We start from the raw sequence: 23,305 nt of genomic DNA on the forward strand, positions 1-23,305 counted from the left end.
CTCACACAAACGTCTTGCACATTTGTCTAACACGGGTGTACCGTTCTGGGCATGACAATCACGCTGGTCGTTCTCGCCGCCGCCGCCCTCCTCGCCGCCGCTCCCCTCACCGTCAGGGCCGTCCTCAAGCACCGGGCCGCCGCGAAGGCGCGCATCGACGCCCCGAACGGGATCGTCGAGGGCCGTTACGTGCGCATCGGCGGCGTCGAGCAGTGGCTGCAGATCCGCGGCGAGGACCGGGACAACCCGGTGCTGCTGGTCGTGCACGGCGGCCCCGGCTCCCCGTATTCGGTGTTCACCGCGGCCCTGCGCGAGTGGGAGCGGCACTTCACCGTCGTGCACTGGGACCGCCGCGGCTGCGGCCGCACCCTGCGCCGCAACGGCATGCCCGGCGCGGACGAGCTCACGTTCGAACGCATGGTCGCCGACGGCATCGAGGTCGCCGAGCACGTCCGCGCCCACCTCGGTAAGGACAAGGTGATCCTGATGGCCGGCTCGATGGGCACCATCGTCGGACTGCCGATGGCGCGGCAGCGCCCCGACCTGTTCAGCGCGTACGTCGGCACCGACTTCTACGTCGACATGCTCGCCAACGAGCGCCAGGGCCGCGCCGACACCCTGGACCGGCTGCGCGCCGCCGGCAACAAGCGGGGCGTGGCCACCCTGGAGGCCCTGGACGCGGATCCCCGCACCTGGGACGTGAAGGCGTGGGGCCGGCGCATGCAGTGGTCGATGGGCACCGACCCGTCCAACCCCAACGGCGGGCTCAAGAAGCTGTTCTCGCTGCTGCTGACCAAGCCCGACTACTCACTGCTGGACGTGAGCGCCTGGCTGCGCGGGTTCGCCGCGGTCCGCGACGCGATGTTCGCCCAGTTCATGGCGTTCGACGCCCGCGCCGAGGGCACCACCCTGCAGATCCCGTTCCACCTGTTCCAGGGCGCGCAGGACGTCGTCACGCTCACCGGCCCGGCGGTCGAGTTCTTCGCCGAGGTCGACGCCCCGGCGAAGTCCCTGGTCCTCATCGACGGCGCGTCGCACTTCGCCGCCTTCACCCACCCGGCGCAGTTCCTGGCGGCGCTGCGCACCGCGGCGATCACCAACTAACCGTCGGACATCGGTCCCACGGCGGTGACGCGGACCGCGGCGAAGCCCGTCGCGTCGGACTCGGCGAGGTCGACCTCGGCGGTGATCCCCCAGTCGCGGTCACCCGCCGGGTCGTCGAAGATCTGGCGGACGAACCACCGGTCCGGCTTCTGCTCGATGACGAGCAGGGCCGGACCTCTGGCGTCCGGGCCGACGCCGAGCGAGTCGTACTCGTCGAAGTAATCCTCGATCGCGTCCTGCCAGTCGTCGGCGTTGAAGCCGTGCTCGCCGTCCAGGTCGCCGAGCTCGTCGAAGCGGCGCAGCGCCGCCAGCTCCACCCGGCGGAACAGCGCGTTGCGGACCAGCACCCGGAACGCCCGCAGGTTGCGGGTGACGGCCGGCGGGCGGTCGGACAGGACGGTCTGCTCCTCGCCCTCGGCGGTGGGGTTGCGCAGCCGCTCCCACTCGTCGATGAGGCTCGAGTCGACCTGCCGGACGAGCTCGCCGAGCCACTCGATGATGTCGGTGAGCTCCTCGGTGCGGGCGTCCTCGGGGACCGTCTGGCGCAGCGCCTTGAACGCGTCCGCCAGGTACCGCAGGACGAGCCCCTCCGAGCGGGACAGGCTGTAGAACCCGACGTACTCGACGAACGTCATCGCCCGCTCGTACATGTCGCGGACCACGGACTTCGGATTCACCTGGTAGTCGGCGACCCACGGGTGGCCCTGCTTGTACAGGTTGTACGCGGCGTCGAGCAGCTCCTGCAGCGGCTTCGGGTGGGTGACGGAGTCGAGCAGGTCCATGCGCTGCTCGTATTCGATGCCCTCGGCCTTCATCGCGGCGACGGCCTCGCCGCGGGCCTTGAACTGCTGCGCGGACAGGATCTGCCGCGGGTCGTCGAGGGTCGACTCGATGACGGACAGCACGTCCAGTGCGTACGCCGGTGCCTCCCGGTCGAGCAGCTCGATCGCGGCGAGCGCGAACGGCGACAGCGGCTGGTTGAGCGCGAAGTCCATCTGCAGGTCGACGGTGAGCCGGACCCGCCGGCCCTCCTCGTCGGGCTCGGCGAGCTGCTCGACGACCCCACCGGCGAGCAGCGCCCGGTAGATCGCGATGGCGCGGCGGATCAGGCGGCGCTGCGAGTGCACGTCCTCGTGGTTCTCGGTCAGCAGGTGCCGCATCGCGGCGAACGCGTCGCCGGGGCGGCTGATCACGTTGAGCAGCATCGCGTGCGACACGTGGAAGCTGGAGCGCAGCGGCTCGGGTTCGGCGTCGACGAGCCGGTCGAACGTCGGCTTCCCCCAGCCGATCGAGCCCTCCGGCGGCTTCTTGCGCACCACCTTGCGGCGCTTCTTCGGGTCGTCGCCGGCCTTCGCCAGGGCCCGCTCGTTGTCGATGACGTGGTCCGGCGCCTGCACCACGACGGTGCCCATCGTGTCGAACCCGGCCCGCCCGGCCCGCCCGGCGATCTGGTGGAACTCCCGGGCGTACAGCAGCCGGGTCTTCTGCCCGTCGTACTTGGACAGCGCGGTGAACAGCACGGTGCGGATGGGGACGTTGATGCCGACGCCGAGCGTGTCGGTGCCGCAGATGACCTTCAGGAGCCCGGCCTGCGCGAGGGTCTCCACGAGGCGGCGGTACTTGGGCAGCATGCCGGCGTGGTGGACACCGATCCCGTGGCGCACCAGGCGCGACAGCGTCTTGCCGAACCCGGCGGTGAACCGGAACCGGCCGATCGCCTCGGCGATCATGTCCTTCTCCGCGCGGGTCGACACGTTGATGCTCATCAGCGCCTGCGCCCGTTCCAGGGCGGCCGCCTGCGTGAAGTGCACGATGTACACCGGGGCCTGCTTGGTGCTCAGCAGCTCCTCGATCGTCTCGTGCAGCGGGTCCATCGAGTAGTTGAACATCAGCGGCACGGGCCGTTCGGCGTTCTTCACCACGGCGGTCGGCCGGCCGGTGCGCCCCGACAGGTCGTCGACGAACCGGGTGACGTCGCCGAGGGTCGCCGACATGAGCACGAACTGCGCCTGCGGCAGCTCGATCAGCGGCACCTGCCACGCCCAGCCCCGGTCGGGCTCCGCGTAGAAGTGGAACTCGTCCATGACGACCAGGCCCACGTCCGCCGTGGCGCCGTCGCGCAACGCGATGTTGGCGAGGATCTCCGCCGTGCAGCAGATGATGGGCGCGTCGGCGTTCACGGACGCGTCGCCGGTGAGCATGCCGACGTTCTCGGCGCCGAACATCGCGACCAGGGCGAAGAACTTCTCCGAGACGAGTGCCTTGATCGGCGCGGTGTAGAACGTGGTGCGGTCCGTGGCGAGCGCCGCGAAGTGCGCCCCGGCGGCGACGAGGCTCTTGCCGGAGCCGGTCGGCGTCGACAGGATCAGGTTCGCCCCGGACACGATCTCCATCAGGGACTCTTCCTGGTGCGGGTACAGCTCCAGGCCCTGTTCCTTGGCCCACCCGGCGAACGCGTCGAAGACGGCGTCCGGGTCCCCGCCCCTCGGGACCCTGGCGGCCAGTCCCGCGGTCACGACTTCACGAACATCAGGTCGGCGGGCGTGCGCCCGGCGGCGAGGGCCCGCTGCTCGAACTTCGTGACCGGCCTGCTGCGCGGCCGCGGCGCGTAGCCGTCGAACCGGTTGCGCAGCGCCGGCTCCGCGGTCAGGGTCTCCAGCATCGCCTCGGCGTAGCCGAGGTCGTCGGTCGCGCAGTGCAGCAGCCCACCGGCCCGCAGTTTCGCGCTGAGCAGCGCCACATGGACGGGCTGGATGAGCCGTCGCTTGTGGTGCCGGGCCTTCGGCCACGGGTCGGGGAAGAACACGTGGATCGCGTCCAGCGACGCGTCCGGGATGTGTTCGCGGCACAGTTCGAGGGCGTCCACGCTCACCACGCTCAGGTTGTCCAGGCCCCGCTGCTCGATGTTGGCGAGGAGGTTCGCGACGCCCGGGGTGTGGATCTCGACCGCGAGGTAGCGCCGCCCCGGGTCGGCGGCGGCCATCTCGAGGGTCGCCTCCCCCATCCCGGACCCGATCTCCAGCACGTCGACGGGATCACCCGGGGTGTAGCCGTGCAGGGTCGCGAGCCGGTCGAGCGCGTCGAAGTGCCGACCACTGAGCCGCCCCCGGCGCGGATGATATGTCCGGATGGGCTTACGGGTGCGTTCGATGGTCTTCACGGGATCAACAGCCTACCTGCCGTCAGGCAGGCCACCGATCGCGCGACGTATTGTGCAAATATGTCCTACCCACCGCCGTACTATCTCGGGCCCGCCGGCGAGCAGTCCGCCACCTACCGCCCGGCGGCGACACCGCCGGACTTCACGTACGCCAACGGCAACACCGTGCACTACCTCGCCACCGGCGCGTCGACGCACGGGCTGTTCGGCCTGTACCGCTGGGAGATGGGTCCGCAACCGAGCGGCCCCGACCCGCACTACCACCGCTCGATCTCCGAGTCGTTCTACATCCTGTCCGGCTCGGTGCGCATCTACGACGGCAAGGAGTGGATCACCACCGTCCCCGGGGACTGGGTCCACGTCCCCGAGGGCGGCATCCACGCCTTCCGCAACGAGTCCGGCGAACCCGCCTCGATGCTGCTGCACTTCTCCCCCGGCGCGCCCCGCGAGGCGTACTTCGAGGGCCTGCCGACCCTGTCGTCGATGACACCCATCGAACGCGACGAGTTCATGCTGACCCACGACACGTTCTGGCTGTCCTAACGCTGTTGCTGATTCTGGTCCCCTAGCCGGGCAGGCGGGGTCCTGCCTCGCGCTGGGTGGCCAGCCACGACTCGACGGCGTCCGCGGAGCGGGGCAGGGCCTCGGACATGACGACGGCGCCGGTCGGGGTGACCAGGACGTCGTCCTCGATGCGGACACCGATGCCGTGCAGCTCGGCCGGGACGAACTCGTCGTCCGGCTGGAAGTACAGGCCCGGCTCGACGGTCAGCACGTAACCGGCCTCCAGGACACCCTCGCGGTAGCGCTCCTTGCGGGCGCTGCCGCAGTCGTGGACGTCCAGGCCGAGCATGTGACCGAAGCCGTGCAGGGTCCAGCGGCGGTAGAAGATGCAGGCCGGATCCATCGCCTCGTCGACGCTGACCGGGAGGATGCCCAGGTCCGACAGGCCCTCGGCGAGGACCCGCATGCAGGCCTGGTGCACGTCGTCGAACTTCGTGCCGGCCCTGATGACGTCGATGCCGGCCTGCTGGGAGCGGAAGACCAGGTCGTAGATCTGGCGCTGCAGCGGGCTGAACGTGCCGGACACCGGCACGGTGCGGGTGACGTCGGCGGTGTACAGGTGACGGTTCTCCACGCCCATGTCCATGAGGAGCAGGTCACCGGGGCGGGTGCGGCCGTCGTTGCGGGTCCAGTGCAGGATCGCGCCGTGCGCGCCGTTGCCGACGATGGAGCCGTAGCCGACGTCGTTGCCGTCGTGGCGGGCGCGGAGGTTGAACACGCCGTCGATGAGCCGCTCGCTGACGGGGCGGTCCGCGGGCAGGATGCGGGCGACGTCCTCGAAACCCCGGGTCGTCGCGTCGATCGCGTCCTGCAGCTGCTCGACCTCCCAGGCGTCCTTCACCAGGCGCAGCTCCGCCAGGACCGTGGCCAGCTCGGCATCGCGCTCGGGTGTGACGGACCTGACGTTGGCGTCGACGCCCGCGTCGTAACCCCGCAGGACCCGGGTGCGGCCGGGCGCGGCGCCGTCGAGGGCGGCCGCGAGCTCGTCGAGGTGCGCGGTCTGCAGCTGCAGCTCCGTCGCCTTCTCCGCGAGCGTGTGCCGCCGGCCGATCCACAGCTCACCGTGGTTGCGGTCGCGGAAGAACTCGTCGGTGTCACGCGGTGACCGCGGCCGCAGATACAGCGTGGCGTCGTGCCCGCCGTCGGTGGGGCGCAGCACCAGCACCGCGTCGGGGTCGTGCTCGCCGGTGAGCCACACGTGCTCCGTGCCCGGGCGGAACGCGTGATACGTGTCGTTGGAGCGGACCTTCTCCACGCCGGTCGGGATGATCAGCGTCTCACCCGGGAAGGCGGCGGACAGCTCGCCGCGGCGCTTGGCGTGATCCGGCGCCTCGGGGCGTGGGGTGACGTCAAGGGTCGAATCGCGCCAGCCGGTGCGCATGAACTCGATGAACCGGTCCGGAAAGTCCGGATCATGCGACTGGCCACCCGCTGTCTCGTCCATCTCCGCCCGTCCTATCGCTGCGAATTCGTGCTCCTCCTGCGACGGTACAGCGTGCGAGACTTTTCCCCGGAAGGGTCCATGGCGCCTTCCCGGCATCACGCGGAGCGGAGGACGAATGGCTGGTCTGCTCACGTTCGTCAGCGCCCGCGGGCGGGCCGCCGCACACCGTGACGCCGTCACCGACGCTCTGGAACTGCTGCGCCACCGGGGACCCGACGACACCAACGTCGTCGTCACCGACGACGTCGTCTTCGGCGCCGACCGGCTCGCCGTGACGGACCTCACCGGCGGGCGGCAGCCGGTGTCGTTCCCGCCGATGGGCGTCACCCGCGGCCGGTATCTCATCGTGTTCGACGGCGCGGTCTACAACGCCGACGCGCTGCGCGCCGAGCTGATCGAGGACCGTGGCGCCGACTTCGCCACCGAGTCGGAGGCCGAGGTCATCCTCGCCGCCTACCACCACTGGGGGCCCAGCGCCGTCAGCCGGCTGCGGGGCATGTTCGCGTTCGTCATCTGGGACAGTTCGGCCCGCCGGGCGTTCGGCGCCCGCGACCCGTATGGGATCAAGCCGCTGTACCAGCTGACCACCACCGACGGCGTCTACCTCGCGTCGGAGCGCAAGGCGCTGCTGCCGTTCGTCGCCGAGGACCGCAAGGCCGAGGTCGACCCGGCGAACCTGCAGCACTACCTGACGATGCAGTACGTGCCCGAGCCGACCACCATGCACCCCGACATCCGCCGGCTGGGCGCGGGCGAGTCCTTCGTGTACACCCCGGGCGGCCCCCTCGCGAACCGCCGCTACAGCCAGCTCGACCTGCGCCCCACCCCGACCGGCGACGAGGAAGGGCTGATCCGGCGGATCACCGAACGGCTCCGCGACAGCGTCCACACGCACCTGAAGGCCGACGTGCCGGTCGGCGCGTTCCTGTCCAGCGGCATCGACTCGACCGCGATCGTGGCGCTCGCCGCCGAGGTCAGACCCGGCATCCGCACGTACACCGTCGGCTACGACCTCGCGCAGTTCTCCGAGATCGAGGTCGCCGAGCAGTCCGCCCGGGCCCTCGGCGTGCCCAACACAGCCACCGTCGTCGGCCCCGCGGACCTCATGCGGGCGCTGCCACGGATCGTCTGGCACCTCGACGACCCCGTCGCCGACCCGGCGCTCGTCCCGCTGTTCCTGCTCGCCGAGCGCGCCGCCCGCGACGTGACCGTCGTCCTCGGCGGCGACGGCGCCGACGAGCTGTTCGGCGGCTACCCGATCTACCGGGAGCCGATGTCGCTGTCCAGCGTCAGCCACCTGCCCGACTCGATGCAGCGGGGCCTGCGCGCCGTGTCACGGGTCATCCCGCAGGGCGTGAAGGGCAAGAGCTTCCTGGAGCGCGGCACCACCCCGATCGAGGAGCGCTACTACGGCAACGCGCGGGTCTTCACCGAAGAGGAGAAGGCGGCGCTGCTGCGGCACTACACGGCCGACATCCGGCACACCGACGTCACCGCACCGGTCTTCAAGGAGGCCAGCGCGCTCGACGACGTCACCACGATGCAGTACATCGACCTGTACACGTGGCTGCGCGGCGACATCCTCGTCAAGGCCGACCGGATGACGATGGCGCACGGGCTGCAGCTGCGCACCCCGTTCCTGGACCGCGCCGTGTTCGAGGTGGCCTCGACGCTGCCGACCGACCTGAAGGTGCCGCCACGCTCCCAGGACACCAAGGTCGCACTGCGCCGCGCCCTCGCCGACGTCGTGCCGTCACCCATCGTGCACCGCAAGAAGCTCGGCTTCCCGGTGCCGATCCGGCCGTGGCTGCGCACCGAGATGCACGACTGGGCGCACGGCATCCTCGACTCCTCCGACGCCGGGGACCTCATCGACCTCGACGTGGTGCGGGGACTGCTCAAGGCGCACCGCAAGAAGGAGGCCGACCACTCCCGAAAGATCTGGACGGTCCTGGTCTTCTGCGTGTGGCACGCCGTGTTCGTCACCGGCACGATCAAACCCGTGATCCCGGACCCCGTGCGGCTGGGGTTAGATCCCTGGTGATCTCCATGGCTTCGCCGACCGGGAAACGGGCCGCCGCCTAGCGTCGGCAGGCGATGCTGCTCAAGTTCAGGCTCCAGAACTACCGCTCGGTCCGGGACATCCAGGAGCTGACGCTGCTCGCCGGCCCCGACGGCGGCTTCGCCGTGCCCCTCGGCCACGGCGGCACCCTACGGGTGTCCCCGCTGTGCGGGGTGTTCGGCGCGACCGCCTCCGGCAAGTCGACCGTGCTGCGCGCCGTGGCGACGATGCGGGCGCTGGCGGCCTCCAGCAGCGACGTACACGACGCCACCCAACGCTTCGAACCCTTCCAGCTCGACCCGGCCGCGCGGCTGCTCCCGACCCGGTTCGAAATCGAGTTCCTCGTCGACAGCGTCCGCTACGTCTACGGCTGCGCCTACAAGCACGACGAGATCGCCGGCGAGTGGCTGCACGCCACCGACCGCGACCGGCGGCGGGTCTGGTACGAACGCGACCGCACCGGCTTCCGCTGCCTGCCGGAGAGCCGCCTGGACCGCCTCGCCGCCGCCTGCGAACCCGGCGCCACCCTGCTCTCACTCGGCGCCGACATCGAACACCCGTGGCTGGGACCGGTCGCGGCCTGGCTGCGCGGCATCCGCACCGTGCGCCTGTCCCCCGGCACCCGCCTCGCCGGCGGCCTCGCCCACCTCGCCGACAAGTGGAGCGAACAGCTGACCCTGCTGGTCAGCCACGCCGACCTCGGCGTCGTCGGCGTCGAACGGGACCTGCTCCGCCTGATGCACGCCGGCCGCTCCGGCCCCGTGGCCCTCGGCGGCTGGGCCGAGTCCGACGGCACCGTCGCCTGGCTCGACCTCCTCGCGGCGCTGCTGCCCATGCTGGAACACGGCGGCGTCCTCCTCGTCGACGACCTCGACGCCGCCGTACACCCCGACCTGGCCGCGGAGGCACTGCGGCTGCTGCGCGACCGCGACCTCAACCCGGCCCGGGCACAGCTGGTGTTCACCGCCCGCACCCCCTTCGGCCCCGGCACCGACGGCCTGCCGGTCCTCGACCCGGAGCAGATCTGGTACACCGCAAAGGACTCCGAAGGCGCAACCGCCCTCGGCCGCGACCCGGCCACCAGCCAACTGGGCCCGGGTGACCTCGCCCGCGAACTGTGGCTGGCGCGTCAGCCGAAATGATGTACTGGCGCGATGACTCGTGCGGGACATGCGGTGGTCATCGGTGAGGCCCTGGTCGACCTCCTCGAGTCCGGGGACCCCATCGTCTACCACCCGGCGATCGGCGGCGCGCCGCTCAACGTCGCCGTCGGCATCGCCCGCCTCGGCGCCCCCAGCGAGTTCGCCGGCTCCCTCGGCGACGACCCCTGGGCGACCCGGATCCTCGACTTCCTCACCACGTCCGGCGTCGGCACCCGCGGCGTGACGACCGTGCCCGGGGTCGCTACCACCCTCGCGGTGACGACGTTCCGCGGCATCGAGCCGACGTTCCGCTTCTACGGCGAGCCACCGTCGTACGGCCTGCTCACCGACGTCGACACCGACCTGGTGGCGACCGCGGGCCTGCTCTACTGCGGCTCGATGTGCCTGCTCAGCCCACCGGTCCTCGCCGCGGCCCGCAATGCCTGGGCGACGCCCGGCCCGATCCGCGTCTTCGACCCCAACGTGCGCCCCGTCGTCGGCGTCGACCCGGCCGTGGTCGCCGAGTTCGCCGCCACCGCCGACCTGGTCAAACTCAGCTCCGCCGACGCCGCCGCGCTGTGGGGCGAGTCACCGGAGCAGGCGGCGGCGCGCCTGCTCGCCCTCGGCGCGGGGGCGGTCGTGGTGACGATCGGCGCGGAGGGCGCCTTGGTCGCGCTCGCCACGAACCCCGTGACAATCGGCGCGGAGGACGCCCTCACCACGCACGCCACGAACCCCGTGACGACTGGCGCGGAGGACGCCCTCACCACGAACCCCACGGCGCCCACCACTCCGCACACGCCCGCGCCTCCCACCACCGCGCCCGCCGCGCATCCCGCCGCCACCGCGCCCGCACCCGCCGCGCCCACGCCCGCCACCACAGCGCCCGCTACTGCCGCCGCCAACGCGCGTGCCACGCCGCCCGCCGCTGCGCGTGCCATCGCCACGGTGCGGGTGGCCGCCCCTGACGTCGTCGCTGTCGACGCCACCGGCGCAGGCGACGCGACCATGGCCGGCCTGTCCTGGGGCATCCTCACCCACGGCCTGCCGACCGACCTGGCGGGCTGGGAGCGGCTGACCCGGTTCGCGGTGCACGTCGCCGGCCTGGTCTGCGAATCCCGCGGCGGCGCCGTGTCGATGCCGACCCTCGCGGCCCTGCGCGCCCGGTTCCCCTCGCTGGAGCTTGTTCAGTAATGGCATCGTAACTCATGCCAGTAGATGGATGGGTGGTTCGTACACTGGCTGGTGTGACGCCGGAGCAGCTCGGTCGGTACGTGCGTGGCAGCCGGATCGCGGCCGCCGCTGTTGCTGTGGTGCTTGTCGGGCTGCGGGTGGGGTACGAGTTCGGGGTGACCGAGGCGCACACGCCGACGTGGCTGGCGATCACGCTGCTGCTGGCGCCGGTCGTGCTGCTCAGCGGGGCGTTCATCGGGTTCGGGATCGCGTTGCGGCCGGTGATGCAGCCGCCACCGTCGGCGTTGCGGGTTCGTGGTGACGCGTTCGTGGTGCCTGGGTCGCCGATCTGGCTCGGCCGGGCGACGATGGCGTGGGCGTTGCTCGGCACGCTGTTCCTGGAGAGCGACCCGAGCACGCCGCTCGGGCTGCGGGTGACGTTGAACGTGGTGGCCGCGCTGCTCATCGCGCTCGCCGCCGTGCCGCTGCTGCGTGGGCCGCGGATCGTCGTGAGCCCCGACGGGCTGACGATCCGGGCGGGTGGCAGCCGGCGGGTGAAGTGGGACGACCTGGTCAAGGTGCCGCAGCGGCCGCTGCCGCTGACGGTGCGCAGCCCGAAGCTGGCGCTCAGTATCCGCCGGCCGGGGCGGATGGAGCCCGGGTGGCTGCTGATCCCGCTGGAGATGCTTGCCGTCGAGCCCGTCTTCCTCGGCTCGGTCGTCGAGCACTACGTGGAGCACCCGGATCGGCGCGCCGCGATCGGGACCGAGGCAGAGTACGCGAGGCTCACCGGCACCCCGGCCGCTTCTGAAGTTTGAACGGCGCCACTTGAGCGCCATGGTCGTTGGGTAAGAGGATCTGGTTAGGAGCAAAGCCCAGCGCTAGGAGAGTGCCCATGACCGACCGACCCCGCCCGCCGTCGCCCTTCGACTCCCTGCCAGCGGTGCCGGCGTTCGCGTTGACCAGCGAGGACCTCACCGACGGCGGCACGCTGCCCGACGCGCAGGTCTACGAGCGCGGCAACACCTCACCCCACCTGAGCTGGTCGGGCTTCCCGGCCGGGACCAAGAGTTTCGCGCTGACCTGCTACGACCCGGATGCCCCGACGGGCGGTGGGTTCTGGCATTGGATCGTGTACAACCTGCCGGCCGACGTCACGGAACTCCCGACGGGCGCCGGCACGGGTGACAAGGACGGCCTGCCCGACGAGGCGATCCACGCCCGCAACGACTACGGCACCCGCGACTTCGGCGGCGCGGCGCCACCGCCGAAGGACGACCCGCACCGGTACTTCTTCGCGGTGCACGCGCTCGACGTCGACGCGCTGGAGATCGGTGCCGACGCCTCCGCGAACGTGGTGGGCTTCAACGTGGTCGCGCACACGATCGCCCGCGCGGTGCTGGTCTCCACGTTCGGGTTCTGACACCGGGTTCGTGCGGCCGGGGTGACACTCCCCGGCCGTACGGCCGCCAGGTGGCAAATCGACGGCAAGGGTCCTGCAAGACCCGTCGCGCACAGTGGCGGAGTGGATCCCCTACTCCTCGTCCGGCGTGTGCCGGCGCATCGCCTCGCCGTGACCCGGCGCATCACCGCCCGCTGGGGCACGCCGGCCACGTCCGAGGTGCAGTGGTGGGAACTGGTCGACCCTGCCTGCGACGACGAACACCCCGCGGCCGCGCTCGCCGCCGTGCGACCCGACGGGACCACCGTCAGGCTGGTCGGCGTCGCCGCGCCGCCCGGGCGCCACGACCTCGCCGTGCAGGTCCTGCAGGGGCTCGTCGACGCGCTGCGGGCCGGGTCCGCGCTGCGGCTCGCGGCGGCGCTCCCGCCGCACGGTCACGAGGTGCTACGCCAGGCGGGCTTCCAGCCGGCCCTCACCGACGTCCCGCCCGACGACGACTCGTGGGCCGTGGACCTCTGAGACGCGTCCCGCACGACGACTCGTGGGCCATGGACCTCCGAGGCGCCTGTCCGCTTCCCCACAGCGGACTGCAAGCGCCGCTGCAAGCCCGCCGAACCGCACGAGCCGGCCAGGCCATCCGCAACACGCCGCGCCAACCGAACACCGCCCGACACAGCGCCCCCGACACAGCGACCCGACACAGCCGGGCACGGCGCCCCAACGCCGCCGAGCGAGCCGCGCCAACCAAAACTCGCCCGCCGACACCGCCGCGGCGGGCCGCAGCGGGCCGCGGCCCTAGCCCGCCGGGCAGGCCAACTCGGCGTGGTGAATCATGTTTCACAGCTTGGTACACGCTTGCGGGTTTAACAAGACGGACGTACGGTTTTCTTGATTGAAGACGACCGGGCTGCCCGGTTGCGGAAGACTTGCCTTGACACCCGCCTGATTGACTTTAGGGAGCAACGCCGTGGCGAGCCTCGACACGTTCGGAGCCAAGAGCCAGCTGAGCGTCGGTGACGCCAGCTACGAGATCTTCAAGGTCGACAAGGTCGAGGGCGCCGAGCGCCTGCCCTACAGCCTGAAGATCCTCCTCGAGAACCTGCTGCGCACCGAGGACGGCGCCAACATCACCGCCGAGCACATCCGTGCGCTCGGCGCGTGGGACGCCACCGCGGAGCCCAGCGTCGAGATCCAGTTCACCCCCGCCCGGGTGCTGATGCAGGACTTCACCGGCGTGCCGTGCGTGGTCGACCTGGCCACGATGCGCGAGGCCGTCGTGGAGCTCGGCGGCGACCCGACCAGGGTCAACCCCCTCGCGCCCGCCGAGCTGGTCATCGACCACTCGGTCATCGCGGACCTGTTCGGCCGCCCGGACGCCTTCGAGCGCAACGTGGAGCTGGAGTACAGCCGCAACAAGGAGCGCTACCAGTTCCTGCGCTGGGGCCAGACCGCGTTCAACGAGTTCAAGGTCGTGCCGCCGGGCACCGGCATCGTGCACCAGGTCAACATCGAGTATCTCGCCCCGGTGGTCATGCCCCGCAAGGGCCAGGCCTACCCGGACACGGTCGTCGGCACCGACTCGCACACCACGATGGTCAACGGCCTGGGCGTCGTCGGCTGGGGCGTCGGCGGCATCGAGGCCGAGGCCGCGATGCTCGGCCAGCCGGTGTCGATGCTGATCCCGCGGGTCGTCGGGTTCAAGCTCAGCGGCGAGCTGCCGGAGGGCTGCACCGCTACCGACCTGGTCCTGGTCATCACGGAGAAGCTGCGCAAGCACGGCGTCGTCGGCAAGTTCGTCGAGTTCTACGGGCCCGGTGTCAGCGCCGTCCCCCTCGCGAACCGCGCCACGATCGGCAACATGAGCCCGGAGTACGGCTCCACGGTCGCGATCTTCCCGGTCGACGACGAGACGATCAAGTACCTCAAGCTCACCGGCCGGGACGAGGCGCAGGTCGCCCTGGTCGAGGCGTATGCGAAGGAGCAGGGCCTCTGGCACGACCCGGCCGCCGAGCCGGACTATTCGGAGCGTCTCGAGCTGGACCTGTCGACGATCGAGCCGTCCCTGGCGGGCCCGAAGCGCCCGCAGGACAGGGTGCCGCTGAAGACCGCCAAGTCCCTTTTCCGGGGTGTACTGGGTGACTACGTCAGTGGTGACGGCATCGAGGGTCCCGCGGATGAGGCGAGCGCGGAGTCCTTCCCCGCCAGCGACCCGCCCGCGAACCACATCCAGTCCAACGGCGACAAGCCGCACGACCGCGTGTCCGCCGCGCGCGGCGCAAACGGCAGGCAGTCGAAGCCGGTGCAGGTCGGCGACTTCGAGATCGACCACGGCGCCGTCGTCATCGCCGCGATCACCTCGTGCACCAACACGTCCAACCCGCAGGTCATGATCGGCGCGGGTCTGCTGGCGCGCAACGCCGTCGAGCGGGGCCTCACCACCAAGCCGTGGGTGAAGACGACGCTGGCGCCCGGTTCGAAGGTCGTCACCGACTACTACGAGCGGGCGGGGCTCACCGCGTACCTGAACAAGCTCGGCTTCAACCTCGTCGGCTACGGCTGCACCACGTGCATCGGCAACTCCGGCCCGCTGCCGGAGGCGGTCAGCGCCGCCGTCAACGAGCACGACCTGAGCGTCGTGTCGGTGCTGTCCGGCAACCGCAACTTCGAGGGTCGCATCAACCCCGACGTGAAGATGAACTACCTGGCCTCGCCGCCGCTGGTGGTCGCCTACGCGCTCGCCGGCACGATGGACCTGGACCTCACCAGCGAGCCGCTCGGCACCGGCTCCGACGGCCAGCCGGTCTACCTGCGCGACATCTGGCCCACGCCGAAGGAGATCGAGGACACCATCGCCTCGGCAATCGGCAGCGACCTGTACACCACCCGCTACGCCGACGTGTTCGCCGGCGACGAGGCGTGGCAGTCGCTGCCGACCCCGACCGGCAGCACGTTCGAGTGGGACACGCAGTCCACCTACGTGCGCAAGCCCCCGTACTTCGAGGGCATGGCGACCTCGCCGTCCCCGGTCACCGACATCAGCGGCGCCCGGGTCCTGGCGAAGCTCGGCGACTCGGTCACCACCGACCACATCTCGCCGGCCGGCTCGATCAAGGCCGACTCCCCCGCCGGGAAGTACCTCGCCGAGCACGGCGTGGACCGCAAGGACTTCAACTCCTACGGCTCGCGCCGCGGCAACCACGAGGTGATGATCCGCGGCACGTTCGCGAACATCCGGCTGCGCAACCAGCTCGCCCCCGGCACCGAGGGCGGCGTCACCGTCAACCACCTCACCGGTGAGCAGACCACGATCTACGACGCCTCGGTCGCGTACGCGGAGACCGGCACGCCGCTGGTGATCCTCGCCGGCAAGGAGTACGGCTCCGGCTCCTCGCGCGACTGGGCCGCGAAGGGCACCGCCCTGCTGGGTGTCCGCACCGTCATCGCGGAGAGCTACGAGCGCATCCACCGCTCCAACCTCATCGGCATGGGCGTGCTGCCGCTGCAGTACCCGCAGGGTCAGAACGCCGAGTCGCTGGGCCTCACCGGCACCGAGACCTTCACGGTCACCGGCGTCGAGCAGCTCAACGACGGCACCACCCCCCGCACCGTCAAGGTCACCACCGACACGGGCGTCGACTTCGACGCCGTCGTGCGCATCGACACCCCCGGCGAGGCGGACTACTACCGCCACGGCGGCATCCTGCAGTACGTCCTGCGCAAGATGATCGAGGCGTAGCCCGGACGCACCGAGGGCCGGCCACCGGGAACGGTGGCCGGTCCTTTTGCGGCTGGATCAGATGTAGCTGCAGGGCGCGTTCTTGCCGGGGAACAGAATGGTGGCGGCCGTCACCTTGCCGTAGATCCCGTCGTCTCCGATGCCTTCGTGGTGCTGCACCTCTTTCAGCGCCCGCTCGGTGATGGGCCCGAAGTCACCGTCGGCGTTGATGTCGTAGGGGAAGCCCACGGCGTCGAGCCACTCGCCGTAGCAGTCGTGCAGGGTGATCTGCAGCATCCGCACGCCGTCGCCCTTGTGGCCGCGTTGCATCCAGCAGTTGCGGTTGCCGGTGCTGCTCGTCGGCACGTAGTGATTCGACTGGACCCGATAGGTGGTGCAGGCCGCGATGGCGGCCGCGGCCGGCTCGGCGAGCGCGACCAGGCCTCCCGCGACACCCACGACCGCTGCGACGGCCATGCCTGCAAGACGCTGACGGATATTCATGCACGCGATTGTGCCGAGCGACCCGGCGTGGCGCCGCCCGCAGCGACAAATGGTCGCCTACCCGGCGTGTGTGCATCGTCGATGGCGGGCGCCGGGTGCTCCTACTTGGCCGGGATCGCGAAGCGGTAGACGGTCCGGTTCTCCTCGTCGATGAGGACGATCGCGTCGTTGGTGACGCTGGCGTCATACGCGCTGGAGTCGGGGGTGTAGTCGGCGGCGCCGACGACGTTGCCGTCGGCGACGTCGACCAGGGCGACGACCGGGATCGACTTGGTCCCGGAGTTGCGGATCGTCAGCATCACGACCTTGCCGCCGGCACCCGCATACGCCATCTTGCTGAGCAGTGCGCTGCCGATGGCCTTCTGGTCATTGCCGTTGGCCGGGTCGAGCAGGACGGGCTCCTGCACGCTGGTGAAGCCGCCGGAGCCCATGAAGAGCTTGCCGTCCAGGACATACCAGTTGGGCTCGTTCTCCATCGGCTTGGTCCAGCGGGCCTTGCCGTCGTCGGTGCCGAGCGCCACCACCGAGTCCTTGCTGGCGTCGATCTTCACGCAGACGAGCTTGTCGCCGCACGGCCGGAAGTCGTCGAGGGTGGCACCGGTGGCCGCCTTGTATTCCCAGGCCTGGCTGAGGTTGTCCAGCCGGTAGGCGACGAGCGTGTTGGTGTTCTTCTTCTTGAACATCGCCACCCCGCCGTAGACGGACCACGGCAGGTCACCGCCGGAGGCGACGGTGCCGCTGGTCTTGACGGCGCCGCTGGTGGTGTCGATCGTGGCGACCTTGTTCTCGGCCTGCATCTGCACGATGACGCCCGGGTCGACGTCGAGCGATTCCTGGAACGGGATGCGGCGCTGGAAGTCGAGCTGGTAGCTCGGCACGAGCGCGCCGCTCGGCTTGGCCCCCGGCCAGGTCAGCACCGGCTTGGCCAGCCGGTCGCCGGAGGTGATGAAGCCGCCCTTGCCCGGGTGGCTCCACTTCGCCTTGCCGGTGAGCAGGTCGGTGCGCTGCACGGCGGTGCTGCCGCGGCGGATCTCGGTGATCGCGTCGGTGCCGATGTAGAACAGGTCGATACGGTAGTCCCACGCATCGGTCCACAGGACCTTGTGGGTGCCGAGGTCGATCACCGACCGGGCGTCCTTGTCGTCGCGGGTGGTGTCGCTCTCGCCGTCGACGATGAGCAGGTTGCCGACCTGGCGCAGAATGATCTCGGTCGGGTCCATCGGCACGTTGACGGTCCAGCGGCTCTTGCCCGCCGGCTCGAACGCCTCGACGTCGAGCTTGCCCGCATTGCCCACGGCGGTGAACACGGCACCGTTGCCGGCGAGCGCGGTGAACTTGCCGTCGCCGCCGATCTTCAACGGCTCGCCCGCGGTCAGGCCCTCGATCTTCACGTTCTGCGGCTTGCCGTCCGCGCCGGTGGTCGTGATGTCCGGGTAGTTGTCCTTGACCGACTCGAACTGGTCGCCCATCCAGCCGAAGATCTTCGAACCGCCCCAGAAGCAGCCGCCGATCAGGGCCAGGACGATGATCAGGGCGATCCACGGGGCGGTGCGCCGGCGTGGCCGCACGATGACCGGCGGCGGGTTGAACCCGCCCTGCCCGCCGGGCGGGAACCCTGCCGCGCCGAAACCACCCGGGCCGCCGGGCCCGCCGGGGACCCCGAAACCACCCGGGGCGCCGGGCGCGCCGATGCCGGCCGGGACGCCGGGCCGGGCGAGGCCGGGCGGCGGCCCTCCGGGCGTGGCCGGCGACGGTCCCTGCGTGCCGGGCCGGACCCCGGGCGGGGCGGCCGCACCGAAACCGCTCTGCCCGGGCGGGGAGGCCGGCGCCGCCGGCGACTGCACGTTGAACGTCTGGGAGAGCCCGACCGGTGACCCGTAGGCGCCCGGCGAGGTCGGCGTGGTCGGCGTGCCCGAGACGGGGAAGCCGGCCGACACCGGGAACGCGGTGTACGGCGAGTGGCCGGGCGACACCGGGGTGCCGGAGACCGGGCGCGGCTGCGCCACCGGCGGGCCGTCGAAGAGCTGCTGCGGCGGGGTGGCGATGGCGAGCATGCCGCCATAGGCGACCGGCAGCTCGGGCTGCTCCGGCACGACGGGTGCGACGCCGAAGCGGGCGTGCAGGCGGCTCGCGACGAGCGGGATGCGCGACGAGCCGCCGACGAGGAAGATGCCGGCGAGCTGGCGGACGTCGACCCCGGCGCGCTCCAGGACGCGGCGGGTCTCGTCGACGGCGCGGTCGATGAGCGGGCCGGCGACGCGCTCGAGCTCCTCGCGGGTGATGTGCAGCGCCTCTTCGGTGCCGGGCACGTGGATCGGGGCGGAGGAGGCGCGCGACAGCATCTCCTTGGCGGCGCGCACCTCATTCCACAGGGCGCGGCGGTCGCGGTGGGCGGCGGTGCTGTCGGGGTTGGCGAGGCGCTGCCAGATCTCCGGGTCGCGCAGGCTGATCAGCTGGCCGAGGTGGCCGACCAGCGCCGCGTCGATGTCGACGCCGCCGAGGTCGTCGAGGCCGCCGACGCCGAGCACGCGCAGGCCGCCCGCGTTGCCGCCGCCGTGAGGCTCGCGGCGGACCACGGACACGTCGAGGGTGCCGCCGCCGAAGTCGAACACGGCGAGGGACTGCAGCGGGGCGACCTGCTGGCCGAGGACGCGCAGGCAGTAGGTGGCGGCGGCGATGGGCTCGTCGACGAGGACGACGGGGCCGAGGTTGGCGGCGCGGGCCGCCTCGAGCAGCACGCCCCGGCGCTGGCCGCCCCAGTCGGCGGGGCAGGTGAGCACGGTGGCACCGACCGGGTTGACGCCCGCCTGCAGCGACTCGTCGGCGACCCGCTTGAGCAGGGCGGCAAGCATCTCCACGACGGTGACCTCGGAGTCGCCGAGCAGGACGGCGCCCGCGTCGACGCTGCGCTTCGGGTAGGGCTCGAACCGCGACGGGGCCAGCTGCGACAGCCGCTCGGCGTCGCGGCCGACGGAGAGCCGGCCGGTCTCGTCGGCATAGATGCCGGACGCCATCACCGGTGAGCCGTCGAACAGCAGCGCGCGAGGTGCCTCGTCGCCGCGGCGGACGACCGCGACGGTGTGGCAGGTGCCCAGATCGATCGCGAGACGATGGGTCGGCCCCACGTGCTCACCTCCAAAGACCCCGGGATCGTACGGCAGCGGTACGACATTTCCGATCGGCGGATTGGGGTAGACAGGAAGCCGACACGACGAAGAGCTTGGGTGCGGCGCGCAGCGTCGCATGGGGGGTGTGGGGTGGGAACCCCCCACGGAACCGCGGGGCGCCAGCCCCGGGGAGCTAGAGACAGGGGAGTCAATGCGCGCGGTGGTGTTCGACGAATACGGCGACCAGTCGGTGCTGAAGGTGAAGGACGTGCCGGACCCGACTCCTGGGGCCGGTGAGGTGCTGGTGCTGGTCGAGGCCAGCGGGGTCAACTTCATGGACGTCTATCAGCGCACCGGCACCTACCAGGTGCAGCTGCCGTTCACGCTCGGTAGCGAGGGCGCCGGCACGGTGCTGCACCTGGGTGACGGGGTCGCGGGCCTCTCCCCCGGCGACCGGGTCGCCTGGACCGGCGTGCCCGGCAGCCACGCCCAGCAGGCGGTCGTCCCGGCGGACCGGCTGGTGCCCGTACCAGAGGGAATCAGCACCGAACAGGCGGCCGCGGCGATCCTGCAGGGCCTCACCGCGCACTACCTGACGCACGACTCCTACGCGGTGCGCGCCGGTGACACCGTCCTGGTCCACGCCGCCGCCGGTGGGGTGGGGCGGCTGCTGACCAGGATCGTGACGCACCTCGGCGGCCGGGTGGTGGCGACCGCGGGCACCGATGAGAAGCGCGACATCGCCAGGGCCGACGGCGCGGTGCGGGCCGTGGCGTACGCCGACGCCCTCGACGCGGTCAGGGACGTCAGCGACGGCGCCGCGGCCGTGTACGACGGCGTGGGCAAGGACACGTTCGACACCAGCCTGGAAGCCCTGCGGCCGAGAGGCACGCTGGTGCTGTTCGGCGCGGCGAGCGGGAAGGTGCCGCCGTTCGACCCGCTGCGGCTCATGAAAGGTTCATATTCGCTCACCCGGCCCACGCTCGGGCATTTCATCGCGGCCCGGCACGAGCTGCTGGAGCGCGCCGAGACGCTGTTCGGCTGGGTCGCCGACGGGGTCGTGGAGGTCGCCGTCACCGGGCGGTACCCCCTCGACGGCGTGCAGGACGCCTACGCCGCGCTCGAAGGCCGCCGGACCACCGGGAAGCTGCTCATTATTCCGTGATCGTGATCTCAGGCGGCGGACCTGCGTGAACCCGGGAAAAGTTCCCCGACTAGACCTTTGAATGGTCTGCAGGAGGGGAGCGCGCAATGAGCCATGTCTCGACGGAGCCACACGGCAGGCACGAGAAGCCGGCACCACCCGCACGCCACGAAGCACCGGAGACGGCACCGCTGCACGCCTACCCCCGCCGCTGGCTCGCGCTGGTGATCATCGCGGTGGCGCAGCTGATGGTCGTGCTGGACGCCACCGTGGTCAACGTCGCCCTGCCGCACGCCAAGACCGACCTCGGCATCAGCGACGCCAACCAGCAGTGGGTGGTGACCGCGTACACGCTGACCTTCGGTGGCCTGCTCCTGCTCGGCGGCCGGATCGCGGACTACTGGGGCCGCAAGCGCACGTTCGTGGTCGGCATCCTCGGCTTCGCGGTCGCCTCCGCGCTCGGCGGCGGCGCCTGGGACGAGACGTCGCTGTTCCTGGCGCGGGCGCTGCAGGGCGTCTTCGGCGCGCTGCTCGCCCCCGCGTCGCTTGCCCTGCTCAGCGTGCTGTTCGTCGATGCGAAGGAGCGGGCGAAGGCGTTCGGCGTGTACGGCGCGATCGCCGGCGGCGGTGCCGCGCTCGGCCTGGTCCTCGGCGGGATCCTCACCGAGTACGCGAACTGGCGCTGGTGCCTGCTCGTCAACATCCCGGTGGCGCTGATCGCGATCGCGCTCGCCGTCCGGATCGTGCCGGAGAGCAAGGCGCACGGCAACACGAAGTACGACATCCCGGGCGCGGTGCTGGCGACGCTGGGCCTGGGCCTGCTCGTCTACGGCTTCACCAAGGCCGGCGAGACCGACGCTCAGCAGCGGCTGAAGTACGGCTGGACCTCCCCGGTCACCCTCGGCCTGATCGGCGTGGCGCTACTGCTGCTCGCGCTGTTCGTGGTCGTCGAGACCCGGATCAAGAACCCGCTGCTGCCGATGCGGATCGTGCTGCAGCGCACCCGCGGCGGCGCGTACCTGGCCTCCACGCTCATCGGTGCCGGGTTCATCGGCGCGGTGTTCTTCGTCAGCCTGTACTTCCAGATCGTGCTGCACTACACGCCGCTGCAGTCGGGCCTGCGCACGCTGCCGATCAGCGTCGGCGTGCTGATCGCCGCGGGCCTGTCCAGCGGGCTGCTGCCCAGGATCGGCCCGAAGCCGATCATGGCCACGGGCGGGGTCGTCGCGGCGGTCGGCATGATCCTGCTGACCCGCATCGGCGTGGACACCTCCTACGCCACCCACGTCCTGCCCTCGATGCTGATCCTCGGCTTCGGCCTGGGCTGCACGTTCGTGCCGCTGGGCAACATCGCGCTGGTCGGTGTCGACGAGCACGACGCGGGCGCGGCCAGCGCCGTGGTCAACGCCAGCCAGCAGGTCGGCGGGTCGCTCGGCACGGCGCTGCTGAACACGGTCGCGATCACCGCCGCGACCTCGTACTTCAAGGACCACCCGCCGGCCTCGCAGGAGCCGGCGGCGGCGAACGCCACGCAGCTGGAGTCGATGGTGCACGGTTACGTGACGGCGTTCTGGTGGGGCTCGGCCCTGCTGGTCGTCGCGGCCGTGATCGTCATCGTCTTCATCAAGGCGGGCAAGGACGACGTGCCCGCCGAGGGCGCCGTCCACATGGGCTGAGCAAGGTACCAACCCTGCACAGACGGAAGTGACGGAACGACCCTCCCCGTCACTTTCAACCGCGGCCCGCCCGGCCACAACACCGGGCGGGCCACGCGCTTCTCACACCCGCATTCCCGCGTCGTGCAGCAGCTCCACGATCAGCGGCTCCGGGTCGACGTGGAAGCCCTTGCCGGTGAACCACTTCGCCATGTTGGCGACGTCGCGGGCCAGGAACTCGGGCCCCTTCGGGTTGATCACCACGTCGACGATCTGCGGCAGGTCGATGATGACCAGCCGCCCCTCGTGGACGAGGGTGTTGTAGGGCGACAGGTCACCGTGTGCGACGCCGGCGCGGGCCAGGACCCGCAACCCGTCGACCAGCTGCCACCACAGGTCGGCGAGCAGGTCCTGGTCGGGCCGGGTCTGGGCGAGCCGGGGCGCGGCCGTGCCGTCGGCGTCGCCGATGAACTCCAGCATGAGCTCCGTGCCGAGCAACTGCACCGGGTACGGGACGGCGACGCCCAGCTCCCACAGCTGCGCGAGCGCGGCGAACTCGGCCTGCGCCCACTGCCCCGCGATCGCCTCCCGCCCGAACGCGGTGCGCCCGGCCATCGCCCTCGTGACCCGGGACTCGCGGACCCGGCGGCCCTCGAGGTAGCCGGAGTCACGGTGGAAGAGGCGGTGCTCGGAGGACCGGTAGCGCTTCGCGGCGAGCATGACCCGCCGGTCGGTGTCCGGCACGCCGCGCTCCACCAAGTGGACGTCGGCTTCCTTACCGGTCTTGAGCACGCCCCGGTCGGTGTCCTTGGCGGCGTGTTCGGTGATCACCCAGTCGGGGATCGGGGCCGGGCCGTGCTGCACGCCGGGCGCGCTCCACGAGGACCAGCCGGTCTCCTCCTCCACGACGTCCCAGATGGCGTCGGTGGACGGTGAGGAGCGCTTTACAAAAGTCGGGTCGTCGTCGTCGAACTTGCGACGCCGGCGAGTGGACGTGCCAAAAGAGTCGTTGTCACGCAACGCGAGGTCTCCAGGATTGAGATGGAAGCGGAAGTCGGCATGCTGAATCGCGCCGTGACGGCAGTCATAGTTCCCGACCCCCTCTCAATCCGAAGTTCCCGAGCACTCT

At 71.1% G+C, this 23,305-nt stretch carries 17 protein-coding genes; 11 read left to right on the top strand and 6 right to left on the bottom strand.

The features are described from left to right. The first annotated feature begins 51 nt into the window (after positions 1 to 51). Positions 52 to 1,104 carry an alpha/beta fold hydrolase gene (locus tag OHA72_RS62295; protein WP_327005424.1) on the top strand — a complete coding sequence of 351 codons (1,053 nt, stop codon included), beginning with the start codon at positions 52 to 54 and terminating at the stop codon, positions 1,102 to 1,104. Here OHA72_RS62295 and OHA72_RS62300 read toward each other — a convergent pair. Beyond that, a complete protein-coding gene (locus OHA72_RS62300) occupies positions 1,101 to 3,620 on the bottom strand; it encodes a DEAD/DEAH box helicase (RefSeq protein ID WP_327005425.1) in 2,520 nt (839 codons plus the stop codon). The genes OHA72_RS62295 and OHA72_RS62300 overlap by 4 nt on opposite strands. After that, positions 3,617 to 4,264, bottom strand: a complete 648-nt coding sequence (gene trmB / locus OHA72_RS62305; protein WP_327005426.1) for a tRNA (guanosine(46)-N7)-methyltransferase TrmB — start codon at positions 4,262 to 4,264, stop codon at positions 3,617 to 3,619. Before trmB ends, OHA72_RS62300 begins: the two co-directional genes overlap by 4 nt. Before the next feature lie 60 nt (positions 4,265 to 4,324). Between trmB and OHA72_RS62310 the strand changes: the two genes are divergently transcribed. Beyond that, positions 4,325 to 4,807: a cupin domain-containing protein gene (locus OHA72_RS62310; RefSeq protein WP_327005427.1), complete on the top strand. Its 483-nt coding sequence runs from the start codon at positions 4,325 to 4,327 to the stop codon at positions 4,805 to 4,807. 22 nt (positions 4,808 to 4,829) lie between these two features. Here the strand turns inward: OHA72_RS62310 and OHA72_RS62315 are convergent, their stop codons facing one another. After that, positions 4,830 to 6,272, bottom strand: coding sequence for an aminopeptidase P family protein (locus OHA72_RS62315; protein ID WP_327005428.1), 1,443 nt, complete (start codon positions 6,270 to 6,272; stop codon positions 4,830 to 4,832). Positions 6,273 to 6,387: 115 nt separating this feature from the next. Between OHA72_RS62315 and asnB the strand changes: the two genes are divergently transcribed. From asnB to acnA, 7 genes are all read left to right on the top strand, one after another. Beyond that, positions 6,388 to 8,316: an asparagine synthase (glutamine-hydrolyzing) gene (asnB, locus tag OHA72_RS62320; RefSeq protein WP_327005429.1), complete on the top strand. Its 1,929-nt coding sequence runs from the start codon at positions 6,388 to 6,390 to the stop codon at positions 8,314 to 8,316. Positions 8,317 to 8,369: 53 nt separating this feature from the next. Beyond that, positions 8,370 to 9,476: an AAA family ATPase gene (locus tag OHA72_RS62325; RefSeq protein WP_327005430.1), complete on the top strand. Its 1,107-nt coding sequence runs from the start codon at positions 8,370 to 8,372 to the stop codon at positions 9,474 to 9,476. Positions 9,477 to 9,488: 12 nt separating this feature from the next. Continuing rightward, a complete protein-coding gene (locus tag OHA72_RS62330; RefSeq protein WP_327005431.1) occupies positions 9,489 to 10,670 on the top strand; it encodes a PfkB family carbohydrate kinase in 1,182 nt (393 codons plus the stop codon). 53 nt (positions 10,671 to 10,723) lie between these two features. Then, the gene (locus OHA72_RS62335) at positions 10,724 to 11,467 is read left to right on the top strand and encodes a hypothetical protein (RefSeq protein WP_327005432.1); all 744 of its coding nucleotides are present in this window, start codon (positions 10,724 to 10,726) and stop codon (positions 11,465 to 11,467) included. A gap of 77 nt (positions 11,468 to 11,544) precedes the next feature. Continuing rightward, positions 11,545 to 12,072, top strand: a complete 528-nt coding sequence (locus OHA72_RS62340) for a YbhB/YbcL family Raf kinase inhibitor-like protein (protein ID WP_327005433.1) — start codon at positions 11,545 to 11,547, stop codon at positions 12,070 to 12,072. Between the two features lie 102 nt (positions 12,073 to 12,174). Next, entirely contained in the window at positions 12,175 to 12,570 is a 396-nt protein-coding gene (locus OHA72_RS62345; RefSeq protein WP_327005434.1) for a hypothetical protein, read from the top strand. 448 nt (positions 12,571 to 13,018) lie between these two features. Next, on the top strand, positions 13,019 to 15,787 hold the full coding sequence (gene acnA / locus OHA72_RS62350) for an aconitate hydratase AcnA (RefSeq protein WP_327005435.1): 2,769 nt from the start codon (positions 13,019 to 13,021) through the stop codon (positions 15,785 to 15,787). 57 nt (positions 15,788 to 15,844) lie between these two features. Here the strand turns inward: acnA and OHA72_RS62355 are convergent, their stop codons facing one another. Beyond that, positions 15,845 to 16,270: a peptidoglycan-binding domain-containing protein gene (locus OHA72_RS62355; RefSeq protein ID WP_327005436.1), complete on the bottom strand. Its 426-nt coding sequence runs from the start codon at positions 16,268 to 16,270 to the stop codon at positions 15,845 to 15,847. Between the two features lie 101 nt (positions 16,271 to 16,371). After that, positions 16,372 to 19,395, bottom strand: coding sequence for an Hsp70 family protein (locus OHA72_RS62360; protein ID WP_327005437.1), 3,024 nt, complete (start codon positions 19,393 to 19,395; stop codon positions 16,372 to 16,374). 193 nt (positions 19,396 to 19,588) lie between these two features. Between OHA72_RS62360 and OHA72_RS62365 the strand changes: the two genes are divergently transcribed. Both OHA72_RS62365 and OHA72_RS62370 read left to right on the top strand, forming a co-directional pair. Beyond that, positions 19,589 to 20,542, top strand: a complete 954-nt coding sequence (locus tag OHA72_RS62365; protein ID WP_327005438.1) for a quinone oxidoreductase family protein — start codon at positions 19,589 to 19,591, stop codon at positions 20,540 to 20,542. An 86-nt stretch (positions 20,543 to 20,628) separates the two neighbouring features. After that, positions 20,629 to 22,197: an MFS transporter gene (locus tag OHA72_RS62370; protein ID WP_327005439.1), complete on the top strand. Its 1,569-nt coding sequence runs from the start codon at positions 20,629 to 20,631 to the stop codon at positions 22,195 to 22,197. A 102-nt stretch (positions 22,198 to 22,299) separates the two neighbouring features. On the opposite strand, the gene OHA72_RS62375 is transcribed toward OHA72_RS62370, so the two are convergent. Then, positions 22,300 to 23,196, bottom strand: coding sequence for a serine protein kinase RIO (locus OHA72_RS62375; protein ID WP_327005440.1), 897 nt, complete (start codon positions 23,194 to 23,196; stop codon positions 22,300 to 22,302). Between the last annotated feature and the right edge of the window lie 109 nt (positions 23,197 to 23,305).

It is taken from the genome of Dactylosporangium sp. NBC_01737, from assembly GCF_035963215.1.
Classification (GTDB): Bacteria; Actinomycetota; Actinomycetes; order Mycobacteriales; family Micromonosporaceae; genus Dactylosporangium.

Bases quoted from the DNA above. Each gene is read 5' to 3' on its own strand.
- OHA72_RS62310 (WP_327005427.1), top strand. From the start codon at position 4,325: ATGTCCTACCCACCGCCGTACTATCTCGGGCCCGCCGGCGAGCAGTCC.
- asnB (WP_327005429.1), top strand. From the start codon at position 6,388: ATGGCTGGTCTGCTCACGTTCGTCAGCGCCCGCGGGCGGGCCGCCGCA.
- OHA72_RS62295 (WP_327005424.1), top strand. From the start codon at position 52: ATGACAATCACGCTGGTCGTTCTCGCCGCCGCCGCCCTCCTCGCCGCC.
- OHA72_RS62330 (WP_327005431.1), top strand. From the start codon at position 9,489: ATGACTCGTGCGGGACATGCGGTGGTCATCGGTGAGGCCCTGGTCGAC.
- OHA72_RS62315 (WP_327005428.1), bottom strand. From the start codon at position 6,272: ATGGACGAGACAGCGGGTGGCCAGTCGCATGATCCGGACTTTCCGGAC.
- OHA72_RS62370 (WP_327005439.1), top strand. From the start codon at position 20,629: ATGAGCCATGTCTCGACGGAGCCACACGGCAGGCACGAGAAGCCGGCA.
- OHA72_RS62325 (WP_327005430.1), top strand. From the start codon at position 8,370: ATGCTGCTCAAGTTCAGGCTCCAGAACTACCGCTCGGTCCGGGACATC.
- OHA72_RS62355 (WP_327005436.1), bottom strand. From the start codon at position 16,270: ATGAATATCCGTCAGCGTCTTGCAGGCATGGCCGTCGCAGCGGTCGTG.
- OHA72_RS62365 (WP_327005438.1), top strand. From the start codon at position 19,589: ATGCGCGCGGTGGTGTTCGACGAATACGGCGACCAGTCGGTGCTGAAG.
- OHA72_RS62340 (WP_327005433.1), top strand. From the start codon at position 11,545: ATGACCGACCGACCCCGCCCGCCGTCGCCCTTCGACTCCCTGCCAGCG.